The 14,673-nt window shown below is 64.7% G+C and carries 17 protein-coding genes, 1 tRNA gene and 2 pseudogenes; 9 read left to right on the forward strand and 11 right to left on the reverse strand.

What is annotated here, in order from left to right:
- Positions 1-250, forward strand: a pseudogene (locus VN856_RS16695) (ArsA family ATPase); the annotation flags it as partial.
- A gap of 11 nt (positions 251-261) precedes the next feature.
- On the opposite strand, the gene VN856_RS16700 reads toward VN856_RS16695, so the two are convergent.
- Positions 262-618 (reverse strand): WhiB family transcriptional regulator, encoded by a 357-nt coding sequence (locus VN856_RS16700; RefSeq protein ID WP_414686978.1) that lies wholly within the window; start codon positions 616-618, stop codon positions 262-264.
- 336 nt (positions 619-954) lie between these two features.
- Between VN856_RS16700 and ponA2 the strand changes: the two genes are divergently transcribed.
- The gene (gene ponA2 / locus VN856_RS16705) at positions 955-3,372 is read left to right on the forward strand and encodes a transglycosylase/D,D-transpeptidase PonA2 (RefSeq protein WP_325690951.1); all 2,418 of its coding nucleotides are present in this window, start codon (positions 955-957) and stop codon (positions 3,370-3,372) included.
- Positions 3,373-3,441: 69 nt separating this feature from the next.
- Positions 3,442-4,389: a metallophosphoesterase gene (locus VN856_RS16710; protein WP_414686979.1), complete on the forward strand. Its 948-nt coding sequence runs from the start codon at positions 3,442-3,444 to the stop codon at positions 4,387-4,389.
- A gap of 4 nt (positions 4,390-4,393) precedes the next feature.
- On the opposite strand, the gene VN856_RS16715 is transcribed toward VN856_RS16710, so the two are convergent.
- Positions 4,394-4,576: a hypothetical protein gene (locus VN856_RS16715; protein WP_325690955.1), complete on the reverse strand. Its 183-nt coding sequence runs from the start codon at positions 4,574-4,576 to the stop codon at positions 4,394-4,396.
- A gap of 215 nt (positions 4,577-4,791) precedes the next feature.
- Between VN856_RS16715 and VN856_RS16720 the strand changes: the two genes are divergently transcribed.
- A tRNA-Pro gene (locus VN856_RS16720) sits at positions 4,792-4,865 on the forward strand.
- 345 nt (positions 4,866-5,210) lie between these two features.
- Positions 5,211-6,173 carry a zinc-dependent alcohol dehydrogenase family protein gene (locus VN856_RS16725; protein ID WP_325690957.1) on the forward strand — a complete coding sequence of 321 codons (963 nt, stop codon included), beginning with the start codon at positions 5,211-5,213 and terminating at the stop codon, positions 6,171-6,173.
- A gap of 4 nt (positions 6,174-6,177) precedes the next feature.
- On the opposite strand, the gene VN856_RS16730 is transcribed toward VN856_RS16725, so the two are convergent.
- From VN856_RS16730 to VN856_RS16745, 4 genes are read right to left on the reverse strand one after another with little or no spacing between them, the layout of a single operon-like run.
- Positions 6,178-7,185, reverse strand: coding sequence for a cation diffusion facilitator family transporter (locus VN856_RS16730; protein ID WP_325690959.1), 1,008 nt, complete (start codon positions 7,183-7,185; stop codon positions 6,178-6,180).
- Positions 7,182-7,583 carry a metalloregulator ArsR/SmtB family transcription factor gene (locus tag VN856_RS16735; protein WP_325690960.1) on the reverse strand — a complete coding sequence of 134 codons (402 nt, stop codon included), beginning with the start codon at positions 7,581-7,583 and terminating at the stop codon, positions 7,182-7,184. The genes VN856_RS16730 and VN856_RS16735 overlap by 4 nt, the downstream gene beginning before the upstream one ends.
- 14 nt (positions 7,584-7,597) lie before the next feature.
- Positions 7,598-8,293, reverse strand: a complete 696-nt coding sequence (locus VN856_RS16740; RefSeq protein WP_325690962.1) for an SDR family oxidoreductase — start codon at positions 8,291-8,293, stop codon at positions 7,598-7,600.
- 26 nt (positions 8,294-8,319) lie between these two features.
- Entirely contained in the window at positions 8,320-8,997 is a 678-nt protein-coding gene (locus VN856_RS16745) for a hypothetical protein (protein ID WP_325690963.1), read from the reverse strand.
- A 372-nt stretch (positions 8,998-9,369) separates the two neighbouring features.
- Here VN856_RS16745 and VN856_RS16750 point away from each other — a divergent pair, with 372 nt between their 5' ends.
- Complete coding sequence (locus VN856_RS16750; RefSeq protein ID WP_325690965.1) at positions 9,370-10,179, forward strand: SDR family NAD(P)-dependent oxidoreductase; 810 nt, start codon at positions 9,370-9,372, stop codon at positions 10,177-10,179.
- Between the two features lie 29 nt (positions 10,180-10,208).
- The gene (locus tag VN856_RS16755) at positions 10,209-11,228 is read left to right on the forward strand and encodes an iron-containing redox enzyme family protein (protein ID WP_325690967.1); all 1,020 of its coding nucleotides are present in this window, start codon (positions 10,209-10,211) and stop codon (positions 11,226-11,228) included.
- On the opposite strand, the gene VN856_RS16760 is transcribed toward VN856_RS16755, so the two are convergent.
- The 5 genes from VN856_RS16760 to VN856_RS16780 all read right to left on the reverse strand — a co-directional run bounded on the left by VN856_RS16760 (position 11,211) and on the right by VN856_RS16780 (position 14,273).
- Positions 11,211-11,414: a CDGSH iron-sulfur domain-containing protein gene (locus tag VN856_RS16760; protein ID WP_325690979.1), complete on the reverse strand. Its 204-nt coding sequence runs from the start codon at positions 11,412-11,414 to the stop codon at positions 11,211-11,213. The two genes, VN856_RS16755 and VN856_RS16760, sit on opposite strands and share 18 nt — an antisense overlap.
- An 8-nt stretch (positions 11,415-11,422) precedes the next feature.
- Complete coding sequence (locus VN856_RS16765) at positions 11,423-12,115, reverse strand: HemK2/MTQ2 family protein methyltransferase (protein WP_414686980.1); 693 nt, start codon at positions 12,113-12,115, stop codon at positions 11,423-11,425.
- Positions 12,116-12,213: 98 nt separating this feature from the next.
- Complete coding sequence (locus VN856_RS16770) at positions 12,214-12,771, reverse strand: type 1 glutamine amidotransferase domain-containing protein (protein WP_325690969.1); 558 nt, start codon at positions 12,769-12,771, stop codon at positions 12,214-12,216.
- Positions 12,772-13,761: an LLM class F420-dependent oxidoreductase gene (locus tag VN856_RS16775; protein WP_325690971.1), complete on the reverse strand. Its 990-nt coding sequence runs from the start codon at positions 13,759-13,761 to the stop codon at positions 12,772-12,774. It abuts the gene before it with no gap.
- Positions 13,762-13,808: 47 nt separating this feature from the next.
- Positions 13,809-14,273: a GatB/YqeY domain-containing protein gene (locus tag VN856_RS16780; protein ID WP_325690973.1), complete on the reverse strand. Its 465-nt coding sequence runs from the start codon at positions 14,271-14,273 to the stop codon at positions 13,809-13,811.
- On the opposite strand from VN856_RS16780, the gene VN856_RS16785 reads away from it, so the two are divergent.
- Together VN856_RS16785 and VN856_RS16790 are read left to right on the forward strand one after the other, a co-directional pair.
- The gene (locus VN856_RS16785; protein WP_325690975.1) at positions 14,272-14,403 is read left to right on the forward strand and encodes a hypothetical protein; all 132 of its coding nucleotides are present in this window, start codon (positions 14,272-14,274) and stop codon (positions 14,401-14,403) included. The two genes, VN856_RS16780 and VN856_RS16785, sit on opposite strands and share 2 nt — an antisense overlap.
- A pseudogene (locus VN856_RS16790) lies at positions 14,400-14,673 on the forward strand (DUF4190 domain-containing protein); the annotation flags it as partial. The gene VN856_RS16785 and the pseudogene VN856_RS16790, both read left to right, overlap by 4 nt.

The following is a 14,673-nucleotide window of genomic DNA, read 5'->3' on the forward strand; positions in this document are numbered from 1 at the left end:
ACGGGCGATCGACGCCACCGAGACGCTGGAGGCCGAGAGCGCCGATTCAGGTGCCGCCGCGCTGACGGCAGCTGTGCTGCGGATCCACGCCGACCGCGGCCAAACCGCCAAGCGGGAGATCCGGCTGCTGTCCCGATTCACCGGGGCCAACCCCCACGTCGCAATCGTGGGTGTCCCTTCGCTGCCGTTCGACGTCTCCGATTTGGAGGCGTTGCGGGCCATCGCCGACCAGATGACGGCGACGGCCTGAGAAGGCCTGTTCTAGCCGACGCTGCGGTGCTTGCGCTGCGTGCTGAAGAACTCCGACCAGGAGACCACCTCGGGGTGCTGCTTGAGCAGCGCCCGACGCTGACGTTCGGTCATCCCACCCCAGACGCCGAACTCGACACGGTTGTCCAGCGCGTCAGCGCCGCACTCCAACATCACCGGGCAGTGCCGGCAGATGACCGCGGCCTTGCGTTGTGCAGCCCCCCGCACAAACAGCTCGTCGGGGTCGGCAGCCCGGCACAGCGCTTTCGAAACCCAAGCGATCCTCGACTCCGCCTCAGCCCCAAACGGAATGGTGGCTGCAGGTGCTGCTGCGGTCGTCTTATGCGCCGCGGTCCGAATACCTGACACCAGCGATTCCCCTTCGCTCTTGCCACCGGTGTGGCAACCACTGCGTGATCCAGAAACCCGATGCGACCTGCGCCACACTGTGCTCGTCGGTGTTACCTGTATCTCATTGTGTGGATAAGCTACGTGGTCAGGTACCAATTACGCAACATTCTTTGACCCCCTTTTTTGGGACGACCGTGCAATCCGATCATGAAGGGGACTCCGGAACCGGCGAAAAAGGCGAGTAATAGCCTCCTGAGCTGCGGCTGAGAGAAACCTGAGGCGTGGCGGCCGGGAAAGAAATTCTCGCCGACCTCTCGCGCAGACTACCGTCGCAGCGCCGCTAGTGTAGTTGCCATGTCGGAGCGCCCCGCGACCGCGGTCACCATCGCCAAGCTCGCCGGGTGCTGCCTGCTCGCCAGCATCATCGTCGCCGCCCTGCTGTTCCCCGTCGCCGGTGGCATCGGGCTGGTGTCCAACCGGGCCTCCGAAGTCGTCGGCAACGCATCGGCGCAACTTCTGGAGGGCGACGTCCCGGCGGTGACCACGATGGTGGACGCAAAGGGCAACACCATCGCGTGGTTGTACTCGCAGCGCCGATTCGAGGTGCCCAGCGACAAGATCGCCAACACCATGAAGCTGGCCATCGTCTCGATCGAGGACAAGCGATTCGCCGAGCACAACGGCGTCGACTGGAAGGGCACGCTGACCGGCCTGGCCGGCTACGCCTCGGGCGACGCCGACACCCGCGGTGGCTCGACGATCGAGCAGCAGTATGTAAAGAACTACCAATTGCTGGTGATCGCACAGACCGATGCCGAAAAGCGTGCCGCGATCGAGACCACTCCGGCGCGCAAATTGCGCGAGATCCGGATGGCGCTCACTTTGGACAAGACCTTCACCAAGCCGGAGATCCTGACCCGTTACCTCAACCTGGTTTCGTTCGGTAACAACGCCTTCGGCGTGCAGGACGCGGCGCAGACGTATTTCGGCATCAACGCCTCGGACCTGAACTGGCAGCAGGCCGCGCTGCTCGCCGGACTCGTCCAGTCAACCAGTTCGCTCAATCCCTACACCAACCCGGACGGCGCGCTGGCCCGGCGAAACCTGGTCCTGGACACCATGATCCAGAACATTCCCAACGAGGCCGACGCGATACGCGCCGCCAAGGCCGAGCCGCTGGGAATCTTGCCGCAGCCCAAGGAATTACCGCGTGGCTGCATAGCGGCGGGTGATCGCGCGTTCTTCTGCGACTACGTGCAGGCCTACCTGTCGCGCGCGGGAATCAATAAGGAACAGCTCGCTCGCGGCGGCTATCTGATCCGCACCAACCTGGATCCCGATGTGCAGGAACCGGTCAAACACGCGATCGACACCTATGCCAGCCCCACCCTCGAGGGCATTGCCAGCGTGATGAGCGTGATCCGGCCCGGTAAGAACTCGCACAAGGTTGTGGCGATGGCCAGCAACCGCACCTACGGATTGAACACCGAAGCCGGCGAGACCATGCGATCGCAGCCGTTCTCGCTCGTCGGCGACGGCGCCGGCTCGATCTTCAAGATTTTCACGACGGCCGCGGCGATGCAGATGGGAATGGGCATCAACACCCAACTCGAGGTTCCCGGCAGGTTCCAGACCAAGGGTATGGGCAACGGTGGCGCCAAGGGCTGCCCCAAGGAGACCTGGTGCGTGATCAACGCCGGCAACTATCGCGGGTCGATGAATGTGACCGACGCACTGGCCACCTCGCCCAACACCGCGTTCGCGCGGCTGATTCAACTCGTGGGTGTGCAGCGAACCGTCGACATGGCGGTCAAGCTCGGACTGCGGTCCTATGGCGAGCCAGGCAGTGCCCGCGACTACGACCAGGAGAGCAACGAGAGCCTGGCCGACTTCATCAAACGGCAGAACATCGGCTCGTTCACATTGGGGCCATTCGAGCTGAACGCGCTGGAGTTGTCGAACGTCGCGGCGACGCTGGCCTCGGGCGGCACCTGGTGCCCGCCCAACCCCATCGACAAGCTGATCGACCGCAACGGCAACCAGGTGGCCGTCACTACCGAAGCCTGCGACCAGGTGGTGCCCGAAGGGCTGGCCAACACGCTGGCCAATGCGATGAGCAAGGACGCGCTGGGCGGCGGCACCGCGGCGGGGTCCGCCGGGGCGGCGGGCTGGAGCCTGCCGGTGTCCGGAAAGACCGGGACCACCGAGGCGCACCGTTCGTCGGGCTTCGTCGGCTTCACCAACCAGCTGGCGGCGGCGAACTACATCTACGACGACTCCACGTCACCGTCCGACCTGTGCTCGTCGCCGCTGCGGCGTTGCGGCGACGGGAACCTGTACGGCGGCAACGAGCCGGCCCGCACCTGGTTCACCGCGATGAAGCCGATCGCCACCCTTTTCGGTGACGTGAAGATGCCGCCGACGGACCCCGAGTACGTCGAAGGCGGGCCCGGCTCCCGCGTGCCGAGCGTCGCGGGTCTCGACGTCGACGCCGCGCGTCAGCGCTTGAAGGATTCCGGCTTTCAGGTCGCCGAGCAACCCGCATCGATCAACAGCAGCGCGAAGTATGGCGAGGTGGTCGGGACCACACCCAACGGCCAGACAATCCCCGGTGCGGTCATCACCATCCAGACCAGTAACGGCATCGCGCCGGCGCCGCCGCCACCGCCGGAGGGCGCCCCAGGTGCTCCAGCGCCGGTGGGTTCGCAAGTGATCGAGATCCCGGGTCTTCCGCCGATCACCATTCCGATCCTGGCGCCGCCGCCTCCCTAGCAGGTCTGCTGGTGTGTGACACGCCGCTGCCCGGCCAGCGGCAGTACGCTGGCCTGCATGCCCTCCGCCATGACCGCTCTGAAAAGTACCGGTGCCGTCGCGCTTGGATCGGCTGTTGCCGGAATCGGCTACGCCTCGCTCATCGAGCGCAATGCATTCGTGCTGCGCGAACTGACCATCCCGGTGCTGGACCCGGGTTCATCGCCGTTGCGGGTGCTGCACATCAGCGATCTGCACATGCGACCCGGTCAGCGCCGCAAGCAGGCGTGGCTGCGTGAACTCGCCGGCCTAGAGCCCGACCTGGTCGTCAACACCGGCGACAACCTGGCACACCCCCGGGCCGTGCCGGCGGTCGTCCAGAGCCTGGGCAACCTGCTTTCGGTGCCCGGTGTATTCGTCTTCGGCAGCAACGACTACTTCGGTCCGCGGCCGAAGAACCCGCTGAACTACCTGACCAAGCCCGGCCACCGCGTGCACGGTCAGCCGCTGCCCTGGCAGGACCTGCGGGCGGCATTCACCGAGCGCGGCTGGTTGGACCTGACCCACAATCGTCGCGAATTCGAAGTCGGGGGCGTGCACATCGCGGCCGCGGGTGTGGACGATCCGCACATTGCCCGGGATCGCTACGACGCGATCGCCGGACCGGCTAGCCCGGCCGCCGACCTGCGGCTGGGGTTGACTCATTCGCCGGAGCCCCGGGTGCTGGACCGCTTCGCCGCCGACGGCTATCAAATGGTGATGGCCGGCCACACCCACGGCGGACAGCTGTGCCTGCCGTTCTACGGCGCTCTGGTGACCAACTCCGGCCTGGATCGGTCGCGGGCCAAAGGCCCGTCGCGCTGGGGCGCCAACATGCGCTTGCACGTGTCCGCTGGGATCGGCACATCTCCGTACGCTCCGGTGCGGTTTTGCTGCCGGCCCGAAGCGACCTTGCTGACGTTGATTGCGGCCCCCATCGGAGGGCGCGATGCGCAACATGATCGTGGCCGCTCGCAGCCCATCTACTCGGTGGGCTAAATCGCTATTCCTGCGACGAAGTGATCAGGATCCGAGAATTGGATTCCGCGCTCATTGAATCCCCGCGCCCAGTCCACTGGGATTGACTCCATGCCTGATCGATATCGCTATCGGGAGCGGTAACCAGCAGCCACAGCACCCCAAGGGCCAGGAATCCGCCGAACACCACGGCGCCTAACACCGTCATGATTTACCCGCTTCCGTCGCACATCGTGCTCTCTTAGTTTATGGAATGGCTCCGACATCTCGGTTATTCCACGCCGGACTGTGGCGCAAATCCCCGACCGGAACGGATGTGATCTGCGCAGCGGTCCCGGGCCGCTGCCGCCGGCCGCGGGGTCGCCGACGCAATGCGCTTTGGCGGGCTGCCCTGGCGGTGCGATACGCTGTCGTGGCTTCACGCGGGGTGTGGCGCAGCTTGGTAGCGCGCTTCGTTCGGGACGAAGAGGTCGTGGGTTCGAATCCCGCCACCCCGACAATGTTTAGCTGGTAGCAGGCCCGACGGCCTGCTGCCCAGATTCCGGCAGCATACCGGGTACGTTGTCTGCTTCAGTTTCACTGTTGCCGTTGACAATTGACGGTGGCAGTGCCGGCATACACATGCGTGGCCCCAATTCGCAGATGAAATCAGTAGGCCGGGTCTGCTGCGTACGCGGCTTGGGTACCGCTGCCCGGCGATCAGGCTGTCCCCGCTACTACCAGGATTCATTGGGACGGGTTGCTATTCCGTTTGCCGGAATTCGCAGCGCGCACAGTGCGCTAATGGTGGGCACAAGTATCGGTTCACACAGCGGCTCAGCCTTCGATGGAGAGGAATCAATATGCGTGCCATCCAGATTGACCAGTTCGGCGACCCCGCGCAGGTGCTCCGCGTCGTCGACATCGAGGAGCCGCCGCCACCGGGTCCGCATGAGGTTCTCTTGAGCGTCGAGGTCTCGCCGTTGAACAAACACGACCTGCTGGTTGTCACCGGCATGCTGGCGCGACCACCCCTGCCCCACATACCAGGCGCAGAAGGGGTCGCCCGCGTACTTGCCACTGGCGCCGAGGTCGATGGACTTCAGGTCGGTGATCTTGTCGTGCTACCTCTGTATGCCGGTGCCTGGCGTGAGCGGCTCGTCGTGCCCGCCGACGGCCTGTTCGCACTCCCCGCCGGCGGCAACATCGAGCAGTACTCGATGCTGGGCAGCAACCCCCCGACGGCGGGGTTGATGCTCAGTGAAGTCACCCCCCTGCAGCCCGGTGACTGGGTGGTTCAGAACGCCGCGAACTCCGGTGTGGGACGGTCATTGATCGCGTTGGCCAAACTTCGTGGACTGAATACGATCAACCTGGCCCGTGACGACACAACGTTCGCCGAGCTCACAGCAGCCGGGGCCGACGTGGTCCACGTCGATGACCCCGATGCGGTCGGAAATGTCCGAGCAATCATCGGCGATGCGCGAGTGGCGCTGGCGGTGGAAGCCGTCGGTGGTCCCGGGGTGGCGCGGCTGCTCGAATTGCTGTCCGACGGCGGATGGTTGGTCAGCTATTCCTGGGCCAGGGACGAACCCATGTGGGTCGACACCTCGACACTGGTCGGCAAGCACCTCACCGTCCGCGGATTCTTTGTTGGCGAATACGACTACCGCGACAAGGTGATGCCAGTCATTCGTGAGGCGGCACCGCTGGTGGCCGACGGCACCCTCGTCGTCCCGGTCGCGGGCGTGTACCCCCTCGAGCACATTCAGGACGCGGCGCAGCATCTCCTCCGGGGCGGCAAGATCCTCCTGAAAGTGGCGTAGCGCACTAGCTTTCGTGGGCAGGATAGGCGTGGATCACCGCGGTGGTCAGCTTGGGCAGCGAGTGAATCAGGGCGTGTTCGGAGTCGTGGGCGATGCGGTGCGCGGCAGCCAAGCTCATCGTGGGGTCGACGTCGAGTTCGGCGTCCGCGTGGAGGCGGTGGCCGATCCAGCGCATCCGCACGCTGCGGACCGAATGCACCCCCGCCCGGCCGGCTAACACGGATTCGGCGGTGTCAACCATTTCAGGGTCAACCCCGTCGATGAGACGGCGGAACACGTCACGCACGGCAGTGCGCAGCACCGCGAGGATGGCAAAGGTAATGACCAGCCCGACGATGGGGTCGGCGAGCGGGAAACCCAGTGCGACACCGCCGGCACCGACGAGCACGGCCAACGAGGTGAACCCGTCGGTGCGGGCATGCAAGCCGTCGGCCACCAAAGCGGCGGAGCCGATCACCCTGCCGACTCTGATGCGGTACACCGCGACCCACTCATTACCGATGAACCCGGCCATCCCCGCGAGTGCGACCCAGCCGACATTCGCGATGGGTCGCGGGTGGATGAGGCGTTCGATGGCTTCATAGCCGGCGACAATGGCCGACAGGGTGATCATCGCGACGACAAACAATCCCGCCAGGTCTTCGACTTTGCCGAATCCGTAGGTGTAGCGACGGGTTGCGGCCCTCGTGCTGAGCGCGAACGCGATCCAGAGCGGTACGGCGGTCAGCGCATCGGAGAAATTGTGGATGGTGTCGGCGGCCAGTGCGATCGATCCGGACATGACCACAATGACGATTTGCGCGAGCGCCGTCGCGCCCAGCACCAGCAGGCTGAGTTTGACGGCCCGGATGCCCGCAACGCTGGATTCCAGCGCGCTGTCGAGACTGTCGGCGGCGGCGTGCGAGTGCGGCGCGAAAACTTCCTTGATCGCCCCGCGAAGCCCTGTCGGATGGTCGTGGTCGTGGTCGAGGTCGTGGTGGTGGTGGCCGTGACCATTCTGGACGTGTGTCATCGCTGAGTCGCCTTGCCGGCGCGACGATCGCTGGCGATGCCACGCACCGTGTCGTCGCCGCGGTGGTGGCGGGGCACCTCGGGGCCGGCGTGTTCGGCGTTGTACACCGCATCGACGACCAACTGGCTGACGTGTTCGTTTTCCAGGCTGTAGAAGATCGTGGTGCCCTCGCGGCGGGTGCGCACCAGCCGCGCCATCCGCAACTTGGCCAGATGCTGCGATACCGATGGCGCCGGCTTGCCCAGCTGTTCGGCGAGTTCGTTGACCGCCAACTCACCGCCGGTGAGTGCCCACAGCACCCTGATCCGGGTGGGGTCGGCCAGCATGCGAAACACTTCGACGACCAGGTCGACCTGGTCTTCGGGAATCACCGTTGGAACGTTATTATCTGCGTTCATACGCAGATAATAACTTATGCAGGAACCACCAGGCTATTCCTCGCGAGCGGCGCCCCGAAATAGGTGGCGTCCGGATCGACGACCACGGTCTTGGAGTCACCCTGCTTGGCCAGAACGTCGCGGGCCATCTGCTCGAACGTGATCTTGTCCGGCCCTCCGACGTTGTCGATGCCGTCGAATGGTTGAGCTTCGGCCACCCGGGCGATCTCGTCGGCAAGGGCTCGGGCGGAGATCGGCTGGATCAACGCGTCCGGAACGCGGACCTCGTCGCCGACGGTCAGCGATGCCGTGATGGTGTCGGTGAATTCGACGAACTGAGTGGCGCGCACGATCGTGTAGGGAATCTCCGCCTGCTCGACGAGTTCCTCCTGGGCGACCTTCGCACGCATGTAGCCGCTCTCGGGCAACTGATCGCAGCCCACGATCGACACCGCGACGTAGTGCCCGACCCCCGCGCCCCTGGCCGCGGCGACCAGATTCTTCGTCGAGGTGGTGAAGAACTCCATCACCGGGCCGTCGTCGAAAGACGGCGCGTTGGATACGTCGACGACCACGTCGGCGCCCGTCAAAACATCGGCGAGACCTTCTCCGGTCAGCGCATTGACGCCGGTGGAACGCGACGCCGCGACCGTGTCATGGCCTCGGTCCCGCAGCGTCCCTACCACTTTCGATCCCAGGACACCCGTGCCGCCGATCACCACGATCCTCATAGCGGTATCAGCGCCGCCCGGCCACTTCAGATGCCGGGGTACCACACGTCGGGCGGCAACAGGTTAGCCAGATTCTCAACGGCCGCCAGCGCCGCTGACGTGTCAGCCAGCCCACTCCACATCAGGGAAGCATCGGTAGACCCGGGGGCTTCAAACCAGAGAGCTGAGCCAACCCCTGGGTCATCCACGGAAAGGTAGGTACCCGAGGCCGTGGTGAGGAGATTGTCCACTTCGCCGTTGCCGAACACCACGTGGATGTCATGGAGTGCGGCGGTGACGTCGGCCGGGGGCCACTGCTCGGTGGCGGCGTTGAAGCTGGGGTAGAACGCGGAATCGGTCACCGTCGCACCGGCCAGGCCACCGGGGTCGGTGCCACTAGTGGCTGCGCCGAAGTTGTATACCGACTCATCGGTCCACGGCGTCGCGTAGTCCGACTCGAACACGTCATAACTGCCGACGGTCGTACCACCTATTTCCACATTGGTCGGCTGGTACTGCTGCCACTCGGTGAAAAATGGCTGGAACCCCACATACCCGTCTACGCCGAGTGCCGTATAGGGCACGTGTGGGCCAGCGGACACCAAGAGAAGGTCGTCCCAACCTCCGTCATCGGCGTGCGCGAGTGCGAGGGGGACGACCGCAGCAGCGGCCAGGCCGCCGGCGGCCGCGCCGATCGCCAACAGAAGACGACGTTGTTTCATCATGGGAGCCCCCCCTTTTGGTTGTTGCATTCATATGCAACAAGTCCGAATCCCGGAAGAGTACCTCCCGGATGATCTTGAAGCAGCCGGAATGAAAAATATTTGCTAGCACACAAGCTTCTCGTCACCAAAGTCTCAGTTTTCGTGCGAATGCCGCAGTTGGGTGCTAACTGTTTGCGCAGCGTGAAGGTAGCCACGGAGCGGGCGCAGCGACCCTGGACTGAGCAGATTTCGCCGGCTTGGACGCGCCCGCGGCACCTCCCGCCTGCCGGGGTTGTCGGCAGTGTGCAACAGTCGCACACACTTGCGTGTTCAAGATCAATCGCTTCACCCAAATCGACTGCGCGACTGCGGGAAACACTGGATGATCGCCGGGTGAAGGTCATCGTCACGGGCGGCAACAGCGGCGTCGGCGCGGCAACGGCAGCCACGCTCGCGGCTGCCGGGCACAGCGTCGTCATCGCCTGCCGCACCATCCCGAAAGCCGAGCAAGCCGCAGCTGGCATGACCGGCGACGTCGAGATAGCTCACCTCGATCTTGCCGATCTCGCGAGCGTGCGAAAGTTCGCCGACTCGGTTGACGGGGTCGATGTGCTGATCAATAACGCCGGGGTGATGGGCCTACCGCTGACGCGCACCGCCGACGGATTCGAGGCCCATATGGGCACCAACTACCTCGGCCACTTCGCGTTGACTTGCCTCCTCGGCGATCGGATCAAGGATCGGGTGATCTCGGTGGTCAGCTCGGCCTACGCGCTTAGTCGCCTACACATAGACGATTTGCACTGGCACCACCGCAAATACTCCAAATGGTCGGCCTACGGCGAATCGAAGTTGGCCGTCATGCTGTTCAATCACGAGCTGACCAGCCGCGGAGTGCTGACTTATATGACTGATCCGGGAGCGACGAATACCGACATCAGCCGGGACGCCACCGGCGTGGTGCCGTGGATTCGCGACCACACCTTCCGCGGCTTCCCAGCCCACAGCGCGGGCACCGGCGCGCGATCGACCATTCAGGCGGTGACCACCGATCTGCCCAGCGGCAGCTATCTTGCGCCGCGGTTCAATCAATGGGGCAAGCCGACGGTGACCAAGCCGCGTGCCAAAGCACGTGACGCCGCGATGGCCCGTCAGCTGTGGGACGTCTCTGTCGAGCTGACCGGGTGCGACTGGCCTGTTTGACGAGTGCCGATTCGCGGGTACACACCCGCGTGACTCACCTACAGGCAACGGTCGAACCTCCGCTGCCGGCTGCCCACGGGCCGTTGTCGCTGGCCGTGCGGCGCAACCTCACCGAGCCCGCGCCGCACGATCAGCTGACTCGCATAATCGCGTCTGTCGGCGAGCCGGATCCATACGGCCTGGATCTGCAACTGGCGCTGTACATGTGCTACGAACTCCACTACCGCGGATTCGCCGGTGTCGACCCGACCTGGGAATGGAATCCCGGGTTACTGCATCTGCGCGAACAATTGGAGCGCGTATTTCTGGCCGGTGTGAGTCGCGATGTGGGCCGGATCGAACCCGGCCGCACCGCCGATGCCGAAATGAGCGACCTGTCAATCGAATCCGCAGACGGGACCGGTCCGTCATATTGGCTACGCGATAATGGGACGTGGGAGCAGATGCGCGAATACTTCGTGCATCGATCGCTGTACCACCTCAAAGAGGGAGACCCGCACGCCTGGGCGATCCCCCGTCTGATTGGTCAGGCGAAAGCGTCTTTCGTCGCAGTCGAATTCGACGAATACGGAGCAGGACGGGGCGCCAAACTCCATCAGCAATTGTTCGCCGACCTGCTGACCGCGGCCGAACTGGATGCAACGTACCTTGCGTACCTGGAAAAGGTTCCCGCCGAGTCGCTGGCAGTGGTGAATCTGATGTCGTTGTTCGGCTTGCACCGCCAGTTCCGCGGGGCTGCCATCGGACATTTCGCGTCAACGGAGATCACCTCGTCGCCGGGGTCACGCCGGTTGGTGGAAGCGCTGCAACGGCTGAACGCTCCGCCGGAATGCGTTGCGTTCTATCGCGAACACGTCGAGGCCGACGCGGTGCACGAGCAGGTGGTGCGCGGCGACGTGGTCGGCGATCTCGTTGCACGAGAACCGCATCTGGAGCCCGATGTGGTCTTCGGGATTCGCGCGCATGCTGCGGTCGAAGACCGGCTGGCCGACGTCATCATGACGTCATGGAAGGCCGACGAGACCTCCCTATTACGACCGATTGGCTGACTTCGCCTGCGCTGCAGGCCGACAACGCCGATGGCTGGTATCGCACATGGGATAGTCCTTACTCCGGCGACACGTGCACACAGCTACCAAGAAGCGATCGGACTCGACGACGTCGCCGCCCGGTGTCTCGATGCGGACCGGCCCGGGTATCAACACCGGCCCGTTGGGTATCACCTGCACGCGCATCCGCTCGGTCACGGTTTGTCCGCCCGGATCACCACTAGCTTCTCCGTCCGGCAGCCCCGTTTGATCTGGCCGGTGGCGGTCAGCCAACCGGCCCGCGCCGAGAGCACCGGGCCGAATGTGATCACCTGGGAAGCAATCACTTCGGCTTCCAATCCAGTTGCACGCAACGAGTTCAGTGACTTGTCGACTCCGGACAGCGCGGACTGCACCAGCAACATCGAGCCGCCGGCGTCCAGCAGCCCGGCCGCCGACTCACACAACGGATCCAGGACCAACCGTCCGTCGACTCCGGCGTCCCAGGCCCGCGCGGGACCCGCGGTGATCGGGATGACGTCGATGTCGCCGGCCGGTGGTGTGGGCACGTAAGGCGGGTTCGACACGATGAGGTCGAACGGCGCGTAATCCAAAGCGCTGGAACAGGACCCTTCACGAACGTCGATCTCGACGCCTGCATACACGGCATTGTCCTGCGAGCAGCACACCGCGCGTGGGCAGATGTCCAGCGCGATCACGCTGGCGGCGCCGAGTTCGGCGGCGGCGATCGCGACGACGCCGCTTCCCGTGCAGAAATCCAGTACCCGGCGCCCCCGGGCTAATTCGGTCTGTTCCAGGCTGTCGATCAGCAATTGCGAGTCATGTTGCGGGGGGTAGACACCGTCGATATCGAGCGAACAGCTCCGTGCGGGAAAAGCGATGGTCACTTCGGCCTTTCGAGATCGTAACGGCCATGATGCTCACGGCTTGCGGTGACAAATGCCCACAATCCACGGTCTCGAAACCGGATTCGCCAGCGAAGTGTTCAGCTGCGCGCCGGAGCTTGCTCGAGCTGCTTGACGAGGGCAGCGCAGAACGCCGGCAGATCGGACGGCGACCGACTGGTGATCAGATTCCGATCGACGACCACCTCCTCGTCGACGACATTGCCGCCGGCATTTCGCAAGTCGGTGCGGATGCTCGGATACGAAGTCACCGTGCGCCCCGCCACCACACCGGCCTCCACAAGGGTCCAGGGCCCATGGCAGATGGCGGCGACGGGCTTACCAGAATTCACGAAGTCCCGCACAAAGGACACCGCCGTATCATCCAGTCGAAGCTTGTCCGGATTAACCGTCCCGCCGGGTAAAACCAGAGCGTCGAACTCGTCGATGGATACCTGCGATACCGCCTGATCGACTGGGAATGTTCCGGCCGGCTCCAAATCATGGTTGCGTGCTTGTATGTCATCGGTTTTCAGCGACAGCAGCTGAACCTGCGCGCCGTTCTCACTGAGCACCGAACGCGGCTGCTCAAGCTCGACTTTCTCCACACCGTCGGCAGCCAAGATCGCTACCTTCTTGCCTTGCAATGTGTTCGACATCTAACGGCCTCCTTCCGACCGAAGTGCCACCAACAGCGGCTCGGCGGCTTCCTTGAGGAATTCGTCTTGAGAATCGCCGCCGATCTGCAAGAGCGCGATGTCGGTGAAGCCCGCCTTCCAGTATGGGCGGACCGCGTCGACGATCGCATCCAGATCCGGGCCGCACGGAATGCTGTCGGCAACGTCCTCGGGGCGAACGAACTGCGTCGCCCCCGCAAAACCGGCGGGTGTGGGCAGATCGGCATTGACTTTCCATCCACCACCGAACCAACGGAATTGGTCGTGCGCGCGTTGAATGGCCGCATCCCGATCGGGATCCCAACAAATCGGGATCTGACCGACGATCCGGCCACCGCCGGCGAGCCCGTTGGCCTGGCGTGCGGAATGCCATTCGTGCACGAGGTCCCCGTCGGGTTCCACCGCGATCAGATGGTCGGCGAGAACGCCGAACTTGTCGACTGCCCTCTTTCCTCCCATCGCGACGCCGATGCCGACCGGGATATCGGGCAGATCCCACAGTCTGGCGGAGTCCACCTGGAAGTAGTCGCCTCGCCAGTCGACCAGATCGCCGCCGAACAGCGCGCGAATGATCTCGATCGCCTCGCGCAGCATGTCTTGCCGCTGCTTGATCGCCGGCCAGCCCTTACCGACCACGTGCTCGTTGAGGTTTTCGCCGCTGCCCAGACCCAGAGTGAATCGCCCGTCGGCGAGAATCTGAACGGTCGCCGCTTGCTGCGCGACGATCGCCGGGTGATAGCGCATAGTCGGGCAGGTCACGTAGGTGTAGAGATCGACGCGGTCGGTAGCCTGCGCTACAGCGCCCAGCACCGCCCACGCGTTGGGCGCGTGACCTTGCGATGCCAGCCATGGTGAAAAGTGATCGCTGGTGACCTCGAAGTCGAAACCTCGCTGCTCAGCCGATATCGCATACTGGACAAGGTCTTTGGGGCCGTTCTGCTCTGTCATCAAGGTATAGCCGAACCGTGTCATACGATCCGGATACCCGTGTGCCGTCCAGGCAAACGACCCGTCGGGCGTTAGAGCCGGTCTTTGACCGCCTTCGACAGCCGCGACCCGTCGGCCTTGCCGGCCGCCAGCGCAGTGGCCGCCTTCATCACCAGGCCCATCTGTTTCATGCCCGGCCGCTCGCCCAGCTCCTCGGCGACCTGCGCCAGTGCGGTGTCGGCGACGTCGGCCAACTCGGCGTCGGTCAGCGGGGTCGGTAGGTACTCGTCGATGACCCGGGCTTCGGCGTGCTCGTTGGCCGCGAGCTCGCCCCGGCCGTTCTGGGTGTAGATCTCCGCCGCCTCGCCACGCTTGCGGGCCTCCTTGGCCAGGACCTTGAGCACCTCGTCGTCGGAGAGTTCCCGGGCCTCCTTGCCGGAAACCTCCTCGGTCTGGATCGCGGCCAGCAGCATCCGCAGCGTCGCGGTGCGCAGCTTGTCTTTGGCCTTCATCGCATCGGTCAGATCCGCCCGCAATCGGGTCTTGAGTTCCGCCATGACGGAGACGCTACGCGCCGTGCCACCGTCGGACGCCAAGGCCCGCAAACACCGCGGCACGTTGAGAAATGCCCGGGTGGTCGACAGTATGGGAACCATGATCGACCTTGACGGCGGCTCCACCAGGTGAGCGCGCCGCCGCCCGATTACCCGCATAGCGGTTACCCGCCGATCGGCTACCCTCCCGCCGCATACCCACCGCCGGGCTATCCACTAATGGGCTATCCGCCGCAGGGTCCCCACTGGCACCCCGCGCCCGGCTATCCGCCGCCGCCTCGCTACCCGCAGCCGGGCTACGGCTGGCAGCCCGCGGCCCGCTACCCGCAGCCCGCTTACGCTCCCCAGCCTGGTTACCCTCCCCGGCCCGGTTACGGCGCACCGCAACCGCAGGTCCGCCGGG

The sequence above is a fragment of the Mycobacterium sp. genome, from assembly GCF_035603715.1.
Classification (GTDB): Bacteria; Actinomycetota; Actinomycetes; order Mycobacteriales; family Mycobacteriaceae; genus Mycobacterium.

Coding starts and splice junctions, on each gene's coding strand:
- ponA2 (WP_325690951.1), top strand. CDS start 955: ATGTCGGAGCGCCCCGCGACCGCGGTCACCATCGCCAAGCTCGCCGGG.
- VN856_RS16710 (WP_414686979.1), top strand. CDS start 3,442: ATGACCGCTCTGAAAAGTACCGGTGCCGTCGCGCTTGGATCGGCTGTT.
- VN856_RS16715 (WP_325690955.1), bottom strand. CDS start 4,576: ATGACGGTGTTAGGCGCCGTGGTGTTCGGCGGATTCCTGGCCCTTGGG.
- VN856_RS16725 (WP_325690957.1), top strand. CDS start 5,211: ATGCGTGCCATCCAGATTGACCAGTTCGGCGACCCCGCGCAGGTGCTC.
- VN856_RS16730 (WP_325690959.1), bottom strand. CDS start 7,185: ATGACACACGTCCAGAATGGTCACGGCCACCACCACCACGACCTCGAC.
- VN856_RS16735 (WP_325690960.1), bottom strand. CDS start 7,583: ATGAACGCAGATAATAACGTTCCAACGGTGATTCCCGAAGACCAGGTC.
- VN856_RS16740 (WP_325690962.1), bottom strand. CDS start 8,293: ATGAGGATCGTGGTGATCGGCGGCACGGGTGTCCTGGGATCGAAAGTG.
- VN856_RS16745 (WP_325690963.1), bottom strand. CDS start 8,997: ATGATGAAACAACGTCGTCTTCTGTTGGCGATCGGCGCGGCCGCCGGC.
- VN856_RS16760 (WP_325690979.1), bottom strand. CDS start 11,414: ATGCGCGTGCAGGTGATACCCAACGGGCCGGTGTTGATACCCGGGCCG.
- VN856_RS16770 (WP_325690969.1), bottom strand. CDS start 12,771: ATGTCGAACACATTGCAAGGCAAGAAGGTAGCGATCTTGGCTGCCGAC.
- VN856_RS16775 (WP_325690971.1), bottom strand. CDS start 13,761: ATGACACGGTTCGGCTATACCTTGATGACAGAGCAGAACGGCCCCAAA.
- VN856_RS16785 (WP_325690975.1), top strand. CDS start 14,272: ATGACGGAGACGCTACGCGCCGTGCCACCGTCGGACGCCAAGGCCCGC.
- VN856_RS16780 (WP_325690973.1), bottom strand. CDS start 14,273: ATGGCGGAACTCAAGACCCGATTGCGGGCGGATCTGACCGATGCGATG.